This window comes from Pseudomonas sp. 05N36, from assembly GCF_056397385.1.
This window is the reverse complement of record NZ_JBFTNH010000025.1, coordinates 62,536-82,083: the sequence shown is the minus strand read 5'-3', so window position 1 is coordinate 82,083 and position 19,548 is coordinate 62,536. Positions and strand designations below refer to the sequence as shown.

Annotated in this window: 15 protein-coding genes; 5 read left to right on the top strand and 10 right to left on the bottom strand. The window is 59.7% G+C overall.

Annotated features, from left to right (window positions below; all coding sequences use genetic code 11):
* Nucleotides 1-355: 355 nt before the first annotated feature.
* From AC1DIH_RS25315 to AC1DIH_RS25305, 3 genes are all read left to right on the top strand, one after another.
* A complete protein-coding gene (locus AC1DIH_RS25315) occupies nt 356-2,161 on the top strand; it encodes a phenylacyl-CoA dehydrogenase (protein ID WP_477773703.1) in 1,806 nt (601 codons plus the stop codon).
* Between the two features lie 221 nt (nt 2,162-2,382).
* A complete protein-coding gene (locus AC1DIH_RS25310) occupies nt 2,383-3,672 on the top strand; it encodes a GGDEF domain-containing protein (RefSeq protein WP_477773702.1) in 1,290 nt (429 codons plus the stop codon).
* Between the two features lie 333 nt (nt 3,673-4,005).
* Nucleotides 4,006-5,784: an acyl-CoA dehydrogenase C-terminal domain-containing protein gene (locus tag AC1DIH_RS25305; protein ID WP_477773701.1), complete on the top strand. Its 1,779-nt coding sequence runs from the start codon at nt 4,006-4,008 to the stop codon at nt 5,782-5,784.
* 237 nt (nt 5,785-6,021) lie between these two features.
* Here the strand turns inward: AC1DIH_RS25305 and AC1DIH_RS25300 are convergent, their stop codons facing one another.
* The gene (locus AC1DIH_RS25300) at nt 6,022-6,951 is read right to left on the bottom strand and encodes a LysR family transcriptional regulator (protein ID WP_477773700.1); all 930 of its coding nucleotides are present in this window, start codon (nt 6,949-6,951) and stop codon (nt 6,022-6,024) included.
* 101 nt (nt 6,952-7,052) lie between these two features.
* Here AC1DIH_RS25300 and AC1DIH_RS25295 point away from each other — a divergent pair, with 101 nt between their 5' ends.
* Together AC1DIH_RS25295 and AC1DIH_RS25290 are read left to right on the top strand one after the other, a co-directional pair.
* Entirely contained in the window at nt 7,053-7,751 is a 699-nt protein-coding gene (locus AC1DIH_RS25295; protein ID WP_477773699.1) for an MOSC domain-containing protein, read from the top strand.
* On the top strand, nt 7,748-9,025 hold the full coding sequence (locus AC1DIH_RS25290) for an aspartate aminotransferase family protein (protein ID WP_477773698.1): 1,278 nt from the start codon (nt 7,748-7,750) through the stop codon (nt 9,023-9,025). The genes AC1DIH_RS25295 and AC1DIH_RS25290 overlap by 4 nt, the downstream gene beginning before the upstream one ends.
* Before the next feature lie 91 nt (nt 9,026-9,116).
* Here AC1DIH_RS25290 and AC1DIH_RS25285 read toward each other — a convergent pair whose 3' ends face one another.
* The 9 genes from AC1DIH_RS25285 to AC1DIH_RS25245 form a co-directional block, all read right to left on the bottom strand.
* Nucleotides 9,117-10,949 carry a S9 family peptidase gene (locus tag AC1DIH_RS25285; protein WP_477773697.1) on the bottom strand — a complete coding sequence of 611 codons (1,833 nt, stop codon included), beginning with the start codon at nt 10,947-10,949 and terminating at the stop codon, nt 9,117-9,119.
* Nucleotides 10,915-12,090: a pyrroloquinoline quinone biosynthesis protein PqqE gene (pqqE, locus tag AC1DIH_RS25280; protein WP_477773696.1), complete on the bottom strand. Its 1,176-nt coding sequence runs from the start codon at nt 12,088-12,090 to the stop codon at nt 10,915-10,917. The genes AC1DIH_RS25285 and pqqE overlap by 35 nt, the downstream gene beginning before the upstream one ends.
* Nucleotides 12,062-12,337, bottom strand: coding sequence for a pyrroloquinoline quinone biosynthesis peptide chaperone PqqD (gene pqqD / locus AC1DIH_RS25275; RefSeq protein WP_427545637.1), 276 nt, complete (start codon nt 12,335-12,337; stop codon nt 12,062-12,064). The genes pqqE and pqqD overlap by 29 nt, the downstream gene beginning before the upstream one ends.
* A complete protein-coding gene (gene pqqC / locus AC1DIH_RS25270; protein ID WP_477773695.1) occupies nt 12,334-13,086 on the bottom strand; it encodes a pyrroloquinoline-quinone synthase PqqC in 753 nt (250 codons plus the stop codon). Before pqqC ends, pqqD begins: the two co-directional genes overlap by 4 nt.
* 153 nt (nt 13,087-13,239) lie before the next feature.
* On the bottom strand, nt 13,240-14,151 hold the full coding sequence (pqqB, locus tag AC1DIH_RS25265; RefSeq protein WP_477773694.1) for a pyrroloquinoline quinone biosynthesis protein PqqB: 912 nt from the start codon (nt 14,149-14,151) through the stop codon (nt 13,240-13,242).
* A gap of 85 nt (nt 14,152-14,236) precedes the next feature.
* The gene (pqqA, locus tag AC1DIH_RS25260) at nt 14,237-14,311 is read right to left on the bottom strand and encodes a pyrroloquinoline quinone precursor peptide PqqA (RefSeq protein WP_003194766.1); all 75 of its coding nucleotides are present in this window, start codon (nt 14,309-14,311) and stop codon (nt 14,237-14,239) included.
* 137 nt (nt 14,312-14,448) lie between these two features.
* Nucleotides 14,449-16,932 (bottom strand): pyrroloquinoline quinone biosynthesis protein PqqF, encoded by a 2,484-nt coding sequence (pqqF, locus tag AC1DIH_RS25255; RefSeq protein ID WP_477773704.1) that lies wholly within the window; start codon nt 16,930-16,932, stop codon nt 14,449-14,451.
* Nucleotides 16,933-16,974: 42 nt separating this feature from the next.
* Entirely contained in the window at nt 16,975-17,775 is an 801-nt protein-coding gene (locus AC1DIH_RS25250; RefSeq protein WP_477773693.1) for a carbon-nitrogen hydrolase family protein, read from the bottom strand.
* 12 nt (nt 17,776-17,787) lie between these two features.
* Complete coding sequence (locus tag AC1DIH_RS25245) at nt 17,788-19,470, bottom strand: flavin monoamine oxidase family protein (RefSeq protein WP_477773692.1); 1,683 nt, start codon at nt 19,468-19,470, stop codon at nt 17,788-17,790.
* Between the last annotated feature and the right edge of the window lie 78 nt (nt 19,471-19,548).

Here is a 19,548-nt window from a genome sequence, read left to right as displayed (position 1 = left end):
GGCTTGGGGTAGAGATAGACTTTTTCGACTTTTGCGTCGGGACGCATCATGAGGTGCTGGCTCCGGAAAGGAATCGGAAGCACAGCATTGGGGATCAGGTGGCGGCTTTGAATGTGAGGTTCATGGAGCGTTTACTGTCCTTCTCGCTCAACTAATCTTTCCTACACGGTTTGTTGCCTTGCGCACTGGCTGCAAGCCTTTGCGTGTGCGCGATTTATGTGGGTCATGACGAACGGCAAATGATCGACGCTTGACAAGATTTCGGCGTAAACGTATGTTTCAAACAACTGTTTGACCGTCACAACAAATCATTGCGGTCGTTCATTCCCGGTTACATCAGCAGAGGTTTATCGCTATGCCTGACTACAAGGCCCCCTTGCGTGATATTCGCTTCGTTCGTGACGAACTGCTCGGCTACGAAGCGCACTATCAGAGCCTTCCGGCTTGCCAGGACGCTACTCCGGACATGGTTGACGCCATTCTCGAGGAAGGCGCCAAGTTTTGTGAGCAGGTGCTGGCTCCGCTGAACCGCGTGGGTGACACCGAAGGCTGCACCTGGAGCGAGTCCGGCGTTAAGACCCCGACCGGTTTCAAAGAAGCCTACAAACAATTCGTCGAAGGCGGCTGGCCAAGCCTGGCTCACGACGTAGAGCACGGTGGCCAAGGCCTGCCGGAGTCTCTGGGTCTGGCTGTGAGTGAAATGGTCGGTGAAGCCAACTGGTCGTGGGGCATGTACCCAGGCCTGTCTCATGGCGCGATGAACACCATTTCCGAGCACGGTACGCCAGAGCAGCAAGAGGCTTACCTGACCAAACTGGTGTCCGGCGAATGGACCGGCACCATGTGCCTGACCGAACCACATTGCGGCACCGACCTGGGCATGCTGCGCACCAAGGCCGAGCCTCAGGCTGATGGTTCCTACAAAGTTTCCGGCACCAAGATCTTCATCTCGGCCGGTGAACACGACATGGCCGACAACATCGTCCACATCGTTCTGGCTCGCCTGCCGGATGCGCCTGCTGGCACCAAAGGCATTTCGCTGTTCATCGTTCCAAAGTTCCTGCCGAATGCTGACGGCAGCATCGGTGCACGCAACGCCGTGAGCTGTGGTTCCCTGGAACACAAAATGGGCATCCACGGTAACGCCACCTGCGTGATGAACTTCGACGCGGCCACCGGTTTCCTGATCGGCCCGGCGAACAAAGGCCTGAACTGCATGTTCACCTTTATGAATACCGCGCGTCTGGGTACGGCCCTGCAAGGCCTGGCTCACGCCGAGATCGGCTTCCAGGGCGGTCTGAAATACGCTCGCGATCGTCTGCAAATGCGCTCCCTGACTGGCCCGAAAGCGCCGGACAAAGCTGCTGACCCGATCATCGTTCACCCTGATGTACGTCGTATGCTGTTGACCATGAAGGCATTCGCCGAAGGCAACCGTGCGATGGTTTACTTCACGGCCAAGCAGGTCGACATCGTCAAGTACGGCGTGGATGAGGAAGAGAAGAAGAAAGCCGACGCACTGCTGGCGTTCATGACACCAATCGCCAAAGCCTTCATGACTGAAGTCGGCTTTGAATCCGCTAACCACGGTGTGCAGATCTACGGCGGCCACGGCTTCATTGCCGAGTGGGGCATGGAGCAGAACGTTCGCGACAGCCGCATTTCCATGCTGTACGAAGGCACTACCGGTATCCAGGCGCTCGACTTGCTGGGCCGTAAAGTGCTGATGACTCAAGGCGAGGCTCTGAAAGGTTTCACCAAGATCGTCCACAAGTTCTGCCAGACCAACGAAGGCAACGAAGCGGTCAAAGAGTTCGTCGAGCCGTTGGCTGCACTGAACAAGGAATGGGGCGAGCTGACCATGAAGGTCGGTATGGCCGCGATGAAAGATCGCGAGGAAGTCGGCGCCGCGTCGGTGGACTACCTGATGTACTCCGGTTACGCCTGCCTGGCCTATTTCTGGGCTGACATGGCGCGCCTGGCTGCCGAGAAACTGGCTGCCGGCACCACCGAAGAGGCGTTCTACACCGCCAAGCTGCAGACAGCGCGCTTCTACTTCCAGCGCATCCTGCCGCGTACCCGCACTCACGTTGCAACCATGCTGTCGGGTGCCAACAACCTGATGGACATGAAAGAAGAAGATTTCGCACTGGGCTACTAAGTCCTGCGGAGCGCTTCAAACAGCCGCTGCTTCTTCGGGAGCAGCGGCTTTTTTCTGCCCGCTGAAAACGGCTGCAAATATTCCCGACTAAAACGCTAAGTAGAACGCTTTTGCTGCCGTTAAAGAGTGTGCGGCGTGATGTACGTCACATTGCATGTGCTTAATTGTCAGGAATGCAGGCACAATGCCATCCATTGATTTGCCGGGCCGGAGCTCTACCCTTGCCGCGTTCTTCCGCTGTACGTCTCAGTCACTTTTTACCCTCACTACTGTTGTTGCTTGCGGGGCTCGCGGCTGCCTACGTCAAGGATCTCAACGTCTTTTTCACCTCGCTGTTCAACGTGCTGCCAACTCTGGTGCTGTTGCTCGGTGGTTCGTACTGCGCGGTTTACCGACGTCAACGTGAACTGTTTCTGATGGTCACGGTGTACATCGCCTACTACCTGCTCGACACCCAAACCGATTACTACCGTGATTACGGCAAGGTGCGTGACGACGCGGCGGTGGTTTTCCATCTCTGCTGTTTGCTGCTGCCTTTGCTGTACGGGCTGTTTGCTGCCTGGCAGGAACGCACCCACCTGTTTCAGGACATGGTCGCGCGTTTCGCGGTGTTGGTGGCATTCGGCAGTGTTGCGCTGGGGTTAGAGCAAAGTTACCCACAGGCGTTGTTGATGTGGCTGTCGGAAATACGCTGGCCGGCATTGCATGGTGCCTGGATGAGTTTGATCCAGTTGTCCTATCCGGTGTTCCTCGCGTCCTTTCTGCTGTTGGCCTATCAATACTGGCGCAATCCGCGGCCGTTGCATGCGGCGCAATTGGTGGGTTTGCTCGGACTGTTCTGGATGCTGCCCAAGACCTTCATCCTGCCGTTTACCCTGAACATCATGTGCAGCCAGGTGATGTTGATGATTGCCGCGGCGGTCGCCCACGAAGCCTATCAAATGGCTTTTCGTGATGAGCTGACCGGCCTGCCGGGGCGTCGCGCCTTGAATGAGCGCATGCAGCGTCTGGGCCGCAACTATGTGTTGGCCATGAGCGACGTCGACCACTTCAAGAAATTCAACGACACCCACGGTCATGATGTCGGCGACCAGGTGTTGCGGTTGGTGGCCAGCAAGTTGTCGAAGATCGGCGGCGGTGGCCGGGCGTATCGTTACGGGGGCGAGGAGTTCGCCTTGGTGTTCGCTGCCAAAACGCTCGAAGAGTGCATGCCGCACCTGGAAGTCATCCGTGAGTCGATTGCCACCTACAACATTCAGTTGCGCAATCAGGACAGCCGTCCGCAAGACGATCAGCAAGGTCGGCAACGCCGTGCGGGCTCGGGTGCCTCAAGCGTTTCGGTCACGGTGAGTATCGGCGTCGCCGAGCGACTGGAACAGCGGACCCCGGAAGAAGTCCTGAAATCCGCAGACCAGGCGCTCTACGGCGCCAAGGGCGCGGGGCGAAATTGCGTGATGGCATTTGGTCAAAGCCGCCGTGGTGCGGTGCGTATGGAAGGCGCTGCGGGTTAGTGGTGAACGCGCATTCAGCGTATGGGCTGTGATTGTCCCAAGCGATTCACGGCAGCAGGTTTGAATGACCTGCTGACGGAGAAACGATCAGCCCGAGTACAAGTCTCTCCCTGCGCGACAGCGCTTCCTCTGAAAGATCGCAGCCTGCGGCAACTCCTACAATACAGATGGGCCTGTAGGAGTTGCCGCTGGCTGCGATCTTTTTTTGGTGACCAAAAATTACAAATAAGTCACTAGTTGACCCTATGTATCGTAAAAGTTGTTCGGGTACACTCAAGACCTTGCTGAAATCCGATCCTACGAATCACTTTTCAAGTTCTCACGAGGTTTGCCATGGCTGACTACAAAGCGCCCCTGCGCGATATGCGCTTCGTCCTCAATGAAGTTTTCGAGGTTGCCAAACTGTGGGCTGAACTGCCCGCGCTGGCCGACACCGTCGATGCCGAAACCGTTGAGGCGATCCTTGAGGAAGCCGGTAAAGTCACCAGCAAAAGCATCGCGCCGCTGAGCCGTGCTGCCGACGAAGAGGGCTGCCACTGGAGCAACGGCGCCGTCACCACGCCAGCAGGTTTCCCACAGGCTTATCAGACTTACGCTGAAGGCGGTTGGGTCGGCGTCGGTGGTGATCCGTCCTACGGTGGCATGGGCATGCCGAAAGCGGTTTCGGCTCAGGTCGAAGAAATGGTCAACTCTGCCAGCCTGTCATTCGGTCTGTACCCGATGCTGACTGCCGGGGCTTGCCTGTCGATCAACGCTCACGCCAGTGAAGAGCTGAAAGCCGCTTACCTGCCAAACATGTATGCCGGTGTCTGGGCAGGCTCCATGTGCCTGACCGAACCGCACGCGGGGACTGACCTGGGGATTATCCGTACCAAGGCCGAACCGCAAGCAGACGGTTCCTACAAAGTCAGCGGAACCAAGATCTTCATCACCGGCGGTGAACACGACCTGACCGAAAACATCATTCACCTGGTGCTGGCCAAACTGCCGGATGCCCCCGCGGGTCCGAAGGGTATTTCGCTGTTCCTGGTTCCGAAGTTCATGGTCAACGCCGACGGCAGTCTCGGCGCGCGTAACCCGGCTAACTGCGGTTCGATCGAACACAAAATGGGCATCCAGGCATCCGCTACCTGCGTGATGAACTTCGACGAAGCCGTGGGTTACCTCGTGGGTGAGCCGAACAAAGGCCTGGCGGCCATGTTCACCATGATGAACTACGAGCGTCTGGGCGTTGGTATCCAGGGCCTGGCCAGTGGCGAGCGCTCTTACCAGAACGCGGTTGAATACGCCCGTGATCGCCTGCAAAGCCGTTCGCCGACCGGGGCGCAGAACAAAGACAAGGTCGCTGACCCGATCATCGTTCACCCGGACGTACGTCGCATGCTGTTGACCATGAAGGCCTCGAACGAAGGCGGCCGGGCATTCTCGACCTACGTGGCCATGCAACTGGATACCGCCAAGTTCAGCGAAGACGCGACCACCCGCAAACGCGCTGAAGACCTGGTGGCCTTGCTGACACCGGTCGCCAAGGCATTCCTCACGGATCTGGGCCTGGAAACCACCGTTCACGGCCAGCAGGTCTTCGGCGGCCACGGCTACATTCGTGAGTGGGGCCAGGAGCAACTGGTGCGTGACGTGCGGATCACGCAGATCTACGAAGGTACCAACGGCATTCAGGCGCTGGACCTGGTCGGGCGCAAGATCGTCGGCAGCGGCGGGGCGTACTACAAGTTGTTTGCGGATGAGATTCGTCATTTCACCGCCACCGCGAGCGCTGATCTGGCCGAGTTCACCAAGCCGTTGAACGACGCTGTCGACACGCTGGACGAATTGACCGCTTGGCTGTTGGACCGTGTGAAAAATGACCCGAACGAAATCGGCGCGGCCTCAGTCGAGTATCTGCAAGTGTTTGGCTATGTGTCCTACGCCTACATGTGGGCACTGATGGCCAAGGCGGCCTTCGGTAAAGAGGCGCAGGACGACTTCTACGCCAGCAAACTCGGCACCGCACGCTTCTACTTTGCTCGCCTGCTGCCACGGATTCATTCGCTGAGCGCTTCGGTCAAGGCTGGTAGTGAGTCGCTGTTTCTGTTGGATGCGGCGCAATTCTGAGAAGTGTAACGTCATGTAAGCATTTGCTTACGTGACGTGCTGCTGTTTTCCCCCTGTTCCAAAATTGGATCCAGAGCTAATCTACTTCACATGGACGTCGCGCAGGAAGCGCAAAGCAATAACACGGACACGTAGGATTCTGCCAGGACGGTGGAGTGAAATGGATGTCAGGGAAACAGTCTGCAAAACCCCGCTTCGGCGGGGTTTTCTTTTGCCTGCGATTTATGTTTTTGCTGTTCAGCCCTGAACATCCAGTACCGTCGGGCTCGTCATCCGCCCGGCCGGGCCGTTCATCACGTCTTCCAGCAGGTTGCGCAGCAACTCCAGCGTCGCTTGCTGACGTTGAACGTCGCGACAGACCAATCCTACTTTCAGGGGGACCCGCGGCTCACTCAAGGGTTTCCACAAAAGTGTCTTGTTTCCATGTTCTTGCTGCGAGCGACCGGGCAGGACAGTGGCCAGTCGGGTGTGGGGCAAACTGTCGAGGATCCCCGCCATGTTGTTCAGTTCCGCCTGCACTTGCGGGCGGCGTCCGAGATTGGCCAATTGCCCCTGCCAGATCTGCCGGACCTGAAACTCTTCCCCCAGTAACAGCATCGGCAACTCCGCTGCCTGACTCATGGAGACTTTCTTGAATTCACGCAACGGATGGTCGGCAGGGATGACCAGGGTCAGTTCATCTTCGTACAGCAAAACGCCATGCAACCCGGGCTGGCGCGGAGGCAGATAGCTGATGCCGATGTCGAGTGAGCCATTGAGCAGGCGACGTTCGATTTCCAGCCCGGTGAGCTCGTAGATCTGTACCACCAGATGCGGTTGCGCCGTACGCACACGCTCCAGCATTTGGGGTACCAGGCTGGTGTGAACGGTTTGCAGCACACCGATGGCCAAGGTGCGCAAGGCCCGGCCCTTGAAGTTGCCCAAGGCCTCGCGCGCGCGCTGCAAACCGTCGAGCAACGGCAGGGCGTGGTTGTACAAGGTATGCGCAGCCAGGGTGGGCAGCAGGCGTTTACTGCTGCGTTCGAACAGGCTCACGTCGAGGTTTTGTTCCAGTTGGCGGATCTGCTGCGACAGCGCCGGCTGGGAGATTGAGAGGCGTTCGGCGGCCCGTCCGACATGGCCCTCTTCATACACCGCGACGAAATAACGCAGTTGCTTAAAATCCATAAGTAATTCTTATCGAAAAAGCTGGAAAATCGAAATGGCTCAGCGCCTGGCAGAAGCCTAGTCTAACCGCATTCACAAGGCTTACAGGGCCAGAAAGCGCGATGAATACCGTTTATGTTGATGGTGTTTACATAGGCAAGGCAAAAAACCTCGGACAGGGTTTGATCWGCGATACCGACAAACAGCGGATTGCCAATCGACTCTGGTTGTGGCCGCAAGGCCTGGGCAACGATGAGCACGGCGATCCGCGTTTTCATACCGGCCCCGAACGCGCCCTGCATCATTACCCGTCCGAACACTACGCTTACTGGCGCAAACGTTATCCACAGATCGACTGGAGCGCGCCGGCCTTCGGTGAGAACCTTTCAACCCGTGGCCTGACTGAAGAGCAGGTGTGCCTGGGCGATATGTTTCGCTGGGGCGGTGCGTTGTTGCAGGTCAGCCAGCCGCGCTCGCCGTGCTATCGGTTGAGCTATCGCTGGGGCATACCGATCTTGCCGCAACTGGCCCAGGACACGGGACGCTGTGGCTGGTTCTACCGCGTGCTCAAACCCGGTTTCGTAAGTGCCGATCAACCATTTGAGCTGATCCAGCGCAGCTACCCCGGCTTGACCGTGGACTGGGCTTTGCGCTGTTTTTATCGGGAACCGCTTGAGCATGCCGGTTTGAAAAAGCTTGTCGACTGCCCGGCGCTGTCTTCGCGCTGGCGTGATATTGCACTCAAACGCTTGCGCACCGGGTGCGTCGAGGATTGGTCTTCGCGTCTGCTGGGTTCGCCGCTTGAAGGAATGCGCGCATGAACCTGTTCAACCTGCGTCGCCATCAGCCGAGCCTGGATGATCTGGCGGTGGAGCATTTTCGGCCTTCCAGGCACGACAACCTTTCCAGCGAGTGCCTGATGCCCAGCGTCCAGCGACCCCAGCACATTTTCGTTCGCGGCCAGGGTTCCTGGCTCTGGGACAGTGATGACCGCGCGTATCTGGATTTCACCCAAGGTGGCGCGGCTAACAGCCTAGGCCATAGCCCATCGGTGCTGATCAATGCCATCGCCGCTCAAGCGCAGACATTGATCAATCCGGGTTCGGGTCTGCTTAACCGCGGCCAACTCAATCTGGCCGAACGGTTGTGCGCCAGTACCGGCAGCGACCAGGTTTACCTGCTCAACAGTGGCAGTGAAGCTTGCGAAGCGGCGATCAAGCTGGCACGCAAATGGGGGCAACTGCATCGTGGCGGTGCATCGCGAATTATCACCGCCAGCGGTAGCTGCCATGGTCACGGCTTTGCGGCCATGTCCGCGTCGGACTGTCAGAACAATCGCTTTGAGCCGCAACTTCCGGGTTTCAGCCACGTTCCGTTCATTGATTTGCCTGCGTTGCATGCGGCGGTGGATGCGCAAACCGTAGCAATCCTGCTTGAGCCGATCCAAAGCGCCGCCGGGGTGGTTCCGGCGACCGGGCATTACCTCAAAGGTGTCGAGCGCCTATGCCGTGAGTTGGGAATTTTGCTGATTCTCGACGAAGTGCAAACCGGGATTGGCCGTTGCGGCAGTCTGCTCGCCGAACAGTTTTACGGCGTGCGCGCCGACATTGTTGTGCTGGGCAAAGGGCTGGGCGGCGGGGTGCCAGTGGCGGCGCTTCTGGCGCGTGGTAAAGCCTGCTGCTTCGAGTCAGGCGAGCTGGATGGCACCCATCACGGCAATGCGTTGATGGCCTCGGCGGCGCTGGCGGTTCTGGACAGCGTGCTGGATCACGGCTTCCTCGAACAGGTTCGCGATAGCGCTCAACACCTGCGCGAAGGTTTGAGCCGATTGGCCAACCGTTACGGGCACGGTGAACTGCGTGGCCAGGGGCTGCTCTGTGGGCTTACCCTGAGTGACGATTCGGCTGACGCCGTGGTGAATGCGGCGCGGTACGAAGGTTTGCTGTTAAGCGCCCCGAAACCCGACTGCCTGCGGTTCACACCGGCGCTAACGGTCAGCAAGGCGAACATCGACGAAATGCTCCTGCGCCTGGCTCGTGCCTTCTCCCGGGTGCGCACGGCCCAACTCCAATGCCGCAAAGGCATCGCGGTCTGAACAGCCCCGCCCTTCTCTAATTCCCTAACCGTCTCGCGGTATAACGCAGCGCCCCATGCCTGGTTCTTTTGGCATGGGGCGTTTTTTTGTCTCACGCGTTCTTCTGCTCCATCACCGCGCGATAAAACAGCCATTCCTGCTCCAGCACATGGGCCTGGTTATTGGCCTTGCGAAAGCCGTGGCGTTCGTCCGGGTAGTAATGGGCCTGGGCGGGAATGCCGTTGTCTTGCAGGGCCTTGAGCATGTCGCGGGTCTGTTGCGGTACCACCACAGCGTCGAGTTCGCCTTGGAAGAAGATCACCGGCACGCGGATTTCACTCGCGTGCAGCAGTGGTGTGCGGGTGGCGTAGCGCTCGGCATCCTGCTGCGGATCGCCGATCAGCCAGTCCAGATAGTCACCTTCGAATTTGTGGGTGGTGCGGCTCAGGGCCGCCGGGTCGCTGACGCCGTACAAACTGGCGCCCGCGCTGAAGACGTCCCGAAACGCCAGCGCGCAGAGCGTGGTGTAACCGCCGGCACTGCCACCACGAATGAACGCGTAATCGCCGTCGATCAAACCTTGCCCGGCGAGGTAGGCGACCACCGCACAGGCGTCTTCGACATCCACTTCGCCCCAGCTCAGGTGCAGCGCCTGCCGATAGGCGCGACCGTAACCGCTACTGCCGCGATAGTTAAGGTCGGCGACCGCGAAGCCGCGTTGTGTCCAGTACTGGATTCGCGGATCGAGCATCGGGTAGCACGCCGATGTCGGCCCGCCATGAATAAACACCAGCAACGGTGGTTTGGCGACATCGGTCATGGCCGGATAAAAGAAACCATGGGCCTCGCCGGCACCGCTGGGGTAGCGCAGTGTTTGCGGCTGGCTGATGTGCTTGGCGGGCAGCGGTGCCACTCCGCCCGCCAACACCCGGACTTGATGGCTTTTACGGTTGATGGCGATCACCGCGGAAGGGCTGACCGGCGAAGCCGCGATGCAGTAGACAGATTCCTGGTCCAGCGCCAGATTTCGGAAGCGACTGTAATCGCCGGTGAAATCCTCAACGGAATCACCAGAGCGCAGCCCCAGGCGTCCAAAACCCTCCACGGTCCAGTTCGCCAGGTAGTTCTTTTCATCAAGCGGTAACCAGGTGCAACCGCCAAGCTGCCACGGTGCCGGCGCATGATCCGCCTCGCTGCTCGGCAGCGGCTGCAAGCCTGATCCGGTTTCGACCCACGGCTGCCAGAAACCGGCGCGATCGGTCAGGCAATACAGGCGGCCGGCATCATCGAATCGAGGCTGTTGCAAGGACTCTTCAGAGGTGTCACCGGCCACACAGTGCGGCTTGCCGAAAGCGCCGTTGGCATCGCGTTCGGCGACCATCAAGCGGGTCGCGGTCCAGGGTTGATGCGGCCGGCTCCATTCGATCCAGGCTAACCGCCCGGCATCCGGACTCAAGGTCGGCGCTGAGTAGAAGTCTGCGCCTTCGGCCAACAGCTGACGTTTGCCGTCTGCCGGATCAATGGCCACCAGGCGATGCTGATCACCTTGTTCTTCGACGGCGAGTACCTGCCCGCCGGCAAATTGCAGATCGCCGTAACGGCATTCACCCACGGTCAGTGCTTGAGGTATTTCACCGGCCAACGATTGCCGATACAGCTGCTGATCCGTCTCGTTGACGAAGACCACGCCGTCATCGCTAAGGCAAAACGATCCGCCACCGTATTCATAGACTCGACTGCGCGCGCTGAACCCCGGCGGGGTGAGGCAATGGGCGGTGTTGTCGCGCCAATGCCAGATTCGGCAGGCGCCATCTTCGGGGCGGTACTCATTCCAGAACAAACCCTGGGCGCCGACGCACAAGTCAGTGAAATCGACGCCGGCCGCTACGGCTTTGAGGGCGCTCAAGGGTTCAGCTTTTAACGATGAGGCGTGAGTTCCGTTCATTGCGAAATTCCAGTTGCTCGATGGTCTGGGTGGCGTGCTCGGCTTCTTCGCGGGCCTTGAGGATCACGCCGTGATGTTCCGACTTGCTGCACACCGGGTCGGCATTGCTCGCGTCACCCGTGAGCATGAAGGCCTGGCAACGGCAGCCGCCGAAGTCCTTTTCTTTCTCGTCGCAGGAGCGGCACGGCTCCGGCATCCAGTCGTAACCGCGAAAGCGGTTGAAGCCGAACGAGTCGTACCAGATGTGCTGCATGCTGTGATCGCGCACGTTCGGGAATTGCACCGGCATCTGCCGTGCGCCGTGGCACGGCAGGGCGGTGCCGTCCGGGGTCACGGTCAGGAAAATGCTGCCCCAGCCATTCATGCAGGCTTTGGGGCGTTCCTCGTAGTAGTCCGGGGTGACAAAGATCAGCTTGCACGGGTGACCTTCGGCTTCGAGTTTGGCGCGGTATTCATTGGTGATGCGCTCGGCGCGCACCAGCTGCTCCCTGGTCGGCAGCAAACCGACGCGGTTGAGCTGGGCCCAGCCGTAGAACTGGCAGGTGGCGAGCTCGACGAAGTCGGCTTCCAGGGCGATGCACAGCTCGATGATGCGGTCGATCTTGTCGATATTGTGCCGATGGGTGACGAAGTTCAGCACCATCGGGTAGCCGTGGGCTTTCACTGCGCGGGCCATTTCCAGCTTCTGGGCGAAGGCTTTTTTCGAACCGGCCAACAAGTTATTCACCTGTTCATCGCTGGCCTGGAAACTGATCTGGATGTGATCGAGACCGGCCTTCTTGAAGTCGCTGATTTTCTGCTCGGTGAGGCCAATCCCCGAGGTGATCAGGTTGGTGTAGAAGCCCAGTTTTCGAGCCTCGGCGATCAGCTCGGCGAGGTCCTGGCGCACCAGCGGTTCGCCGCCAGAGAAGCCCAGCTGCGCCGCGCCCATTTCCCGCGCCTCGCGAAACACCTTGAGCCACTGCTCGGTGCTGAGCTCTTTGCCTTGTTCGGCAAAATCCAGCGGGTTCGAGCAGTAGGGGCATTGCAGCGGGCAGCGGTAGGTCAGTTCGGCGAGCAGCCACAGCGGCAGACCGATCTCGGGTTTGGCCGGCAATGGCAGCGCCGCTGATTCAGGCAAGCTCGATCCAGTGCTCTGCACGGGCGACCTCCATGAATTGCTCGATGTCGTCACCGAGCTCGGGTACGCCGGGGAACTGGGCGTCCAGTTCGGCAATGATCGCCGCGACGTCACGCTCACCGTCGATTAGGCCACCAATCAGCGCGGCGCTTTCGTTGAGTTTGATCATGCCTTCCGGGTACAGCAGCACATGGCCTTTTTGCGCCGGTTCGTACTGGAAGCGGTAGCCGGGACGCCAGCGCGGGGTCTTGCTGCGGTCGAAACTCATAAGGCGATCCCTTTATGCCAGACCCGTTGCTCGGTCACGCTGTGATAAGGCGGGCGGTTCAGTTCATAGGCCATGCTCATGGCATCGAGCATGCTCCAAAGGATGTCCAGTTTGAACTGGAGAATTTCCAGCATGCGCTGCTGGCCTTCATAGGTGGTGTAGTGCTGCAAGGTGATTGCCAGACCGTGCTCGACATCGCGCCGCGCCTGACCCAGCCGGGTGCGGAAATACTCATAACCGACCGGATCAATCCACGGGTAATGCTGCGGCCAACTGTCCAGGCGTGACTGGTGGATTTGCGGGGCGAACAGTTCGGTCAGCGAGCTGCTGGCGGCTTCCTGCCAATTGGCCCGACGGGCGAAGTTGACGTAGGCATCCACTGCGAAACGCACGCCGGGCAACACCAGTTCCTGGGAACGCAGTTGGTCCGGGTCCAGGCCAACGGCTTGGCCGAGACGCAGCCAGGCTTCGATGCCGCCGTCTTCACCGGGCGCGCCGTCGTGGTCGAGCAGGCGTTGAATCCACTCGCGACGGACTTCACGGTCCGGGCAGTTGGCCAGAATGGCCGCGTCCTTGAGCGGGATATTCACCTGATAGTAGAAGCGGTTGGCGACCCAGCCCTGGATCTGCTCGCGGGTCGCCCGGCCTTCGTACATTGCCACGTGATACGGATGGTGGATGTGGTAGTAGGCGCCCTTCGCCCGAAGCGCCTGTTCGAACTCGGCGGGAGAGAGTGGTGTGTCAGTCATTTCGGTTCTCCGGGGGAACAACCGTAGATATGGGGTGTTGTTGCCGACCTCATCGCGAGCAGGCTCGCTCCCACAGTAGACCTGCTGTGCGCAGAAAGTCGGGTCCGATTCGGACCCCTGTGGGAGCGAGCCTGCTCGCGAAGGGGCCATTTCTTACAACTCGATACTCATGCCATCGTAGGCCACTTCAACATTGTGTCGAACCAGTTCGGCGCGCTCGGCCGAGTCCTCATCGAGGATCGGGTTGGTGTTGTTGATGTGGATAAGCACTTTGCGCTGCTGTGGCAGTTGCTCCAGCACTTCGAGCATACCGCCGGGGCCGTTCTGTGCCAGATGGCCCATCTCCCGGCCGGTGCGGGTGCCGACGCCACGGCGCTGCATTTCATCGTCGTCCCACAGCGTGCCGTCCACCAGCAGGCAATCGCTGTCCGCCATGATTTCCAGCAGCGGCGCATCGACCTTGCCCAGCCCAGGCGCATAGAACAACTTGCCGCCCGTTTGCAGGTCTTCGACGATCAAGCCGATGTTGTCGCCCGGGTGTGGGTCGAAGCGATGTGGCGAGTAGGGCGGTGCCGCGCTGCGCAGTGGCAATGGAGTAAAACGCAGGTTCGGACAGGCCGGGACGCTGAAGCTCTGGTCGAGCTCGATGCGGTTCCAGTTCAAACCGCCATTCCAGTGGGTGAGCATGGTGAACAGCGGGAAGCCGGTGCTCAGGTCTTCATGGACCATGTCGGTGCACCAGACCTGATGCGGGCAGCCTTCGCGCAGGCTCAGCAGGCCGGTGGTGTGGTCGATCTGGCTGTCCATCAGGATGATTGCACTGATGCCCGTGTCACGCAGGGCGCGGCCCGGTTGCATCGGGGCGAAGTTCTGGAGCTGCGCGCGAATGTCCGGCGAGGCGTTGCACAGGACCCAGTTCACGCCGTCATCGGAAATCGCGATGGACGACTGGGTGCGCGCCTCGGCCCGCAGGCTACCGTCGCGAAAACCTGCGCAGTTCACGCAGTTGCAGTTCCACTGCGGAAAACCGCCGCCAGCGGCGGAACCTAGAATCTGGACAAACATGGTTGCTCCATCACTTCAACGCTGAAAATAAAAACGCCCCGGACGGGCCGAGGCGTTGTACCGCATGTTCTACCCAAGGGCAGTATCAACGGCTGGCGAAGTACATGGTGACTTCAAAACCGATACGCAGGTCGGTGTAAGCAGGTTTGGACCAAGTCATAAAAACGTTCCTTCAGGCTCGTGAGAAAATTCACTCTATACCTATAGTCCACCTCCTGCAGGAGATGTTCAGAGGCTTGCCGGGCTATGTTACTGAAACGTTTCTGCAAATTGGAGACATCTCTCGAAGAAAGCCCATTACAGCCCCGGTAATGATCGGACTGTCGGTTGCCAGGTGCCGTCCGGGTAGGCATCGGTGGCCAAGCATCGGCGGCCACCTGCTGCATCCATCAAGCGCCTTGCCGCGTCGAGCAACGCTGTGCGATCCAGCAGCAACACGGCCTGTTGCAACTGCGACAGGTAATCCGACGAATGGCCGCCCAGCTTGCCCTGCCACAGCAGTTCAAAGGCCTGGGCAAGCGGCATGGCATTGCTGTCGAGCTGTTCGGCCAGGGTCTGGCGTTGATTGATCAAGACCGCATCATCGAGCGTCGAGATGAGTTCAGGCAGTTGCTTCAGGAAGGCTTCGATGTGTTCGAGGATCTTTGTCACCGACGCGTTCGGCGATTGCACGCCGAACAGCAGCCCGGTTTGCCCGTTGATCTGACGGACACCACTGAACACTGCGTAACCTAATTGCAGTTCGACCCGCAGGCGCTGATAGAACGGTGTTTGGCAGAGTTGCGCGAGCAGGCGCCACGCGGCTTCGTCGGCCAGCTCTTGAGTAGGCGTCGGACAAAACAGCAGCAGTGCATTCTCGTTGGTGTTGCTCGGTACTTCGTTCCAGAGGCGTTGACCGGCAATGGAGACGGGCGCGGTCATCTCGCTGTCGGGAATGCCAGGCATGCGACTCAAGACGCGGGTGATCGCTGTTTGAACGGTTGCCGGCAGACCTGCTGCCAGTCCATCCCAGCGCGCGCTGGCCCAGATGTGCTGTAGGTCATCAGCACTGGCCGGCTGCGATGTCGGCTGTGAATCCTGTCCCGGGCAATGCGCCGGCAATACCTTAAGCAATTGCCGGATCGCGATCAGCGGCACTGGCGATTCGGTATTGAGCCAGCCATCGGCGGCGGGATTCGTCAGACACAGCAGCGCCTGTTCGAGAATCGCCGGCATTGGCTCATGCCGTCCGCTGATTTTCAGCAGCCATTGATTGCCCGTTTCATTGAAAGACAGATCGACGCCCGCCTGACGGGCGTCATCGCACAGGCCTTGCAGGCTGCGGGCCAGTGTCGGTTGAAGTTTGGCTGGCGGTGCAGAGTCGAGGCGCCAACGCAGGCAAACCGCCGCTTCGCCGCTATCGTCCGCCAGTGCCGGGCTGAACTGCATGGGTGAGCGTTCACGGCGACTGCGCGTGCGATCCTGGGCAAACGTACGCAAGCCGCGATGGGCGCTGGTTTGTCCACGGATCAAACCAGCCGGTGCTGGCGCCTCGGCTGAGCGCAGGAGCGGATTGGCGGGCGGCAGTTGCCAGACTACATTCAGGTTATCCACAGGTGTCGGATTCATCTGCTGCAAGATTGCCTTGAGGGCAATCACACCCGACTCCGAGAGTTCTGGCTCCAACTTCTCGATATCCAGTCGGGCAAGCGTCAAGGCATTGCTGGCCTGACGTTTTCGCTGTTGCAGCAGGGCATATTCTTCGCGCAGCTCCGACCAGTCGGCAGCGTCGGCGAAGAAGCTTAGCCAATCGCCGAGCAGTTCGCTGATTATCCCGGTCTGCGTTGCGGCACTGGCCGTCAGGTTGAACTCGACCTGCAGCAGCGCTTGCCCGGCGAAATGGTACAGCGGCGCCGCCTTCAGGCTGTCGATCAATTGGCGATGGCGTAACTCGGCAAACAAACCTCCCGGTTTCGACGCATTCAGCCAGGTGCAGAGAAAATCCAGCGCTTCACGGGATGCGTTCGGCAGGGCTTCGAATGCAAACAGCAGGTTGAATCGGCGTTCGTCAGCCTGTTGATAACTTCTGTTTGCCGTTGCCATCAGCGCGGGCGGGGCGCTTTGTGGTTGCTGCTCACCGACGGCGAAGTCGCTGCTCAAGTGCTCGGCCAAGCTGCGCAACTCATCCACAGACTGCGGACCGGCAAGGCTCAGCGTTATTTGACCGCTCTGGTAGAAACGCTGATAGAACGCGCTTAAGGCCTGTTGAAACTCAGGCTGCTGTACCGCCAGGCTGTCGCGATTGCCGGCATGGAAACCGCGCAATGGATGATCTGATGCAAGCCCGTCGAACAATGCGACCTGTCGTTGCGCTTCAGCATCTTGAGACCAGGCAATGAATTCAGCTTCCAGTACTTCCCGTTCACGCAACTGATCGTCCGGATTCAGGCGCGGGTGGGCGAGCATGTCGCACAAACGCTCAAGCCCCCCGGCGAAGGCCTGAGGCGGCAATTCGAAGAAGAAGTCGGTGGTGCGCTCGCGGGTGCTGGCGTTCAGTTGCCCGCCGTGACGTTGCACGTAGGCCATCAACCCATCGTCAGCAGGAAAGCGTTCGGTGCCGAGAAAGAACAAGTGTTCAAGAAAGTGCGCCAGCCCAGGCCAGGCCAGTGGGGCGTCGTGGCTGCCGGCGGCAACCCGTAAAGCAGCGGCGCAGCGTTTCAAACCGGGCGCATGACGAAGTGAAACCCGCAGGCCGTTGGCCAGGGTTTCGGCATGAGGGTGAAGGTGGGTCGGCGCAGGCATGAGCACTTCCGCTACTTGAGAAGCGCTCATGCTAGCGAAAACCTAGGGCCTGCGCTTGTTCAGCTCGCCATAGATCTCTGGCCGACGATCGAGAAAGTAGCGATTGGCCGCACGCGAATCCAGCATCAACTGCCGATCCAGCGTGCCAACGATCAATGCTTCATCCAGGCCGGCCTGGGCGATGCGACTGCCATCCGGCGCAGCGATGCTGCTTTGACCGCAGTAGTGGATCTCGCCTTCGTGGCCACAGTAATTGGCGTACGCCACGTAACATTGGTTCTCGAAGGCCCGCGAGCGCACGGTGACATCGGCGATGAAGTCGTAGGGAATCATGTTTGCCGTCGGCACCAGAATCAGCTCGGCACCGGCCAGCGCCAGGCGCCGGGCGTTTTCCGGAAACTCCAGGTCATAGCAGATCAAAAAGCCAAGCTTCCAGCCATTGAGTTCCACCAATGGAAACTTATCCGGCCCAACGCTGAACATCGAATGATCGAGCTCGCCGAACAGGTGAGTCTTGCGGTAGTTGGCCAGCCGCTGGCCCCGGCTGTCGATCAACTGCACGGCGTTATAGATCTGCCCGTCCTCGGCGCGCTCCGGATAGCCATACACAATGGCGATACCGGAGGCCTTGGCGATGCTCGCAATGTACTGCGCGCAAGCGCCGTCTTGCGCCTCGGCCAATGCGCCAACCGCTTCGGCGCCGATGTTGTAGCCGGTCAGGAACATCTCCGGGAACACCAGCAGATCGGCGCCCGAGGCCTGCGTCGCGAGCTTTTGCAGGCGTTGCAGATTACCGGCGACGTCGAGCGGCAGCGGCGGGCATTGGTAGAGCGCTACGCGCATTTCGGAGTCCTCTTACTCGGGCAGGGCAATCGGGCCGATTTCATGGAACACATCGCCCGGGCCTGGGTTTTCGACGTGGGTTTTACCGCCGAAGTGATTCATGATGCCCCATACCGCGTTGAGCGAGGTCTGTACCGCGCCTTCGACCCAGGCCGGTGTCCACGAAACATCGTCGCCAGCGATAAAAATCCCACGCTGTTCGGCGGGCATGTCTTGTTGCATGAAGTGTGCGTACATCCGCTGGTTGTAGCGATAGTGGCCGGGCAGGGCGCCTTTGAATGCACCGAGGAAGTGCGGGTCGGCTTCCCAGGACACGGTAATCGGGTCGCCGATGATGCGCGCGGCGATGTCGACTTTCGGATAGATCTTCTTCAGGGCATCCAGTGCCAGCTTCACGCGTTTTTCGATTGGTTGCGGGAGCATTTTCAACGCGTCGCTCATCCACGAATACGACAGGCAAATCACGCCTGGCTTGTCGTCGCCGTTATCGAAGAGGTAGGTGCCGCGAGTCAGACGGTCGGTCAAGGTCATGCTCATCAGGTCGCGACCGGTTTCCGGGTCTTTGTCTTTCCAGAACGGCCGGTCGACCATCACGAAGGTTTTAGACGATTGCATGTAGCGGGTGCGGTCCAGGGCCATCCACATTTTTTGCGAGAACAGCGACTCTTCGCACTCGATCTGAGTGGTCAGCAACCAGCTCTGGCAGGTGGTCAGTACAGCGGCGTATTCGCGGGTGTCACCCCAATTGTCGGTCACGCTGAAACGGCCATCGGCGGCGCGCGCGATGCGTTTGACCCCGGTGCGTGGCGCACCGTTGTGCAGTGAACTAAGGCTGGTGCCTTCCGGCCAGTGAGCGCAGCGCTCCGGCACATGGCGCCAGATGCCCAGCGGCACCTGCTCTACACCGCCGACCACCAGGTGTTGGTGATCGTCGCAATTGGTCATGACGACGCGGAAGATTTCCAGCATCGAGTTCGGGAAGTCCGAGTCCCAGCCACCGGTGCCGAAACCGACCTGGCCAAACACTTCGCGGTGATGGAACGATAGCTTGGCGAAGGCTTTGGAGGTGGCGACGAAGTCGTAGAAGGTCCGGTCATCCCACAGCGGCACGAGGGTGTTCCACAGCTCTTTGAGGCGCGGTACATCGCGATCGCGGATCGCTTGCTGGATTTCGCCAAAGCGTGAGCCGTCTTCCAGTGCATCGGCCCAGGCGTCGGCCACTTCCTGGAACAGTGCAGGCAGGTCGGCGAGTTTCTGGGCGTAATGGGTCTGGCCTTCCAGGTCGATGACGGTGCTGCCGGAGGCAGGTGTCAGCGGGTTAGGGAAAGGTTTGGTCTGAAGACCGAGCTTGTCGACGTAGTGATAGAACGCAGTGGACGACACCGGGAAGCGCATGCCGCCCAACTCGGCGATGATCCCTTCAGCGCCTTCGAAGGCCTGGGAGCGCAAGCGGCCGCCCATTTTCGAGGCTTCGTAGACGACCGGCTTGAGGCCCAGCTTCATCAGCTCGTAAGCGGCCACCAGACCGGCGATGCCGGCGCCGACAATCGCCACTTCCGCGCCGTGGTTGTGCGCAGGAATGCTGCCTAGACCGGCCGGGTGTTCGATCCAGTCGTCAAAGGCGAATGGAAAGTCCGGGCCGAAAATGGTGACTGGTTTTTTACCGTCTGCAGGATGGCGATTGTTCTTGTTCATGGCTGACCTTGCTGGCGACTCGCACTCGGTGCTGAGTATAGGAAAAGACTGTCGCCATTCTAGGGAGCGTAGAGCACG

Excerpts from the sequence above, each read along its gene's own strand:
- AC1DIH_RS25305 (WP_477773701.1), top strand. The coding sequence starts at position 4,006 with ATGGCTGACTACAAAGCGCCCCTGCGCGATATGCGCTTCGTCCTCAAT.
- AC1DIH_RS25315 (WP_477773703.1), top strand. The coding sequence starts at position 356 with ATGCCTGACTACAAGGCCCCCTTGCGTGATATTCGCTTCGTTCGTGAC.
- AC1DIH_RS25245 (WP_477773692.1), bottom strand. The coding sequence starts at position 19,470 with ATGAACAAGAACAATCGCCATCCTGCAGACGGTAAAAAACCAGTCACC.
- AC1DIH_RS25300 (WP_477773700.1), bottom strand. The coding sequence starts at position 6,951 with ATGGATTTTAAGCAACTGCGTTATTTCGTCGCGGTGTATGAAGAGGGC.
- pqqB (WP_477773694.1), bottom strand. The coding sequence starts at position 14,151 with ATGTTTGTCCAGATTCTAGGTTCCGCCGCTGGCGGCGGTTTTCCGCAG.
- pqqF (WP_477773704.1), bottom strand. The coding sequence starts at position 16,932 with ATGCCTGCGCCGACCCACCTTCACCCTCATGCCGAAACCCTGGCCAAC.
- AC1DIH_RS25250 (WP_477773693.1), bottom strand. The coding sequence starts at position 17,775 with ATGCGCGTAGCGCTCTACCAATGCCCGCCGCTGCCGCTCGACGTCGCC.
- AC1DIH_RS25290 (WP_477773698.1), top strand. The coding sequence starts at position 7,748 with ATGAACCTGTTCAACCTGCGTCGCCATCAGCCGAGCCTGGATGATCTG.
- pqqC (WP_477773695.1), bottom strand. The coding sequence starts at position 13,086 with ATGACTGACACACCACTCTCTCCCGCCGAGTTCGAACAGGCGCTTCGG.
- pqqD (WP_427545637.1), bottom strand. The coding sequence starts at position 12,337 with ATGAGTTTCGACCGCAGCAAGACCCCGCGCTGGCGTCCCGGCTACCGC.
- AC1DIH_RS25285 (WP_477773697.1), bottom strand. The coding sequence starts at position 10,949 with ATGAACGGAACTCACGCCTCATCGTTAAAAGCTGAACCCTTGAGCGCC.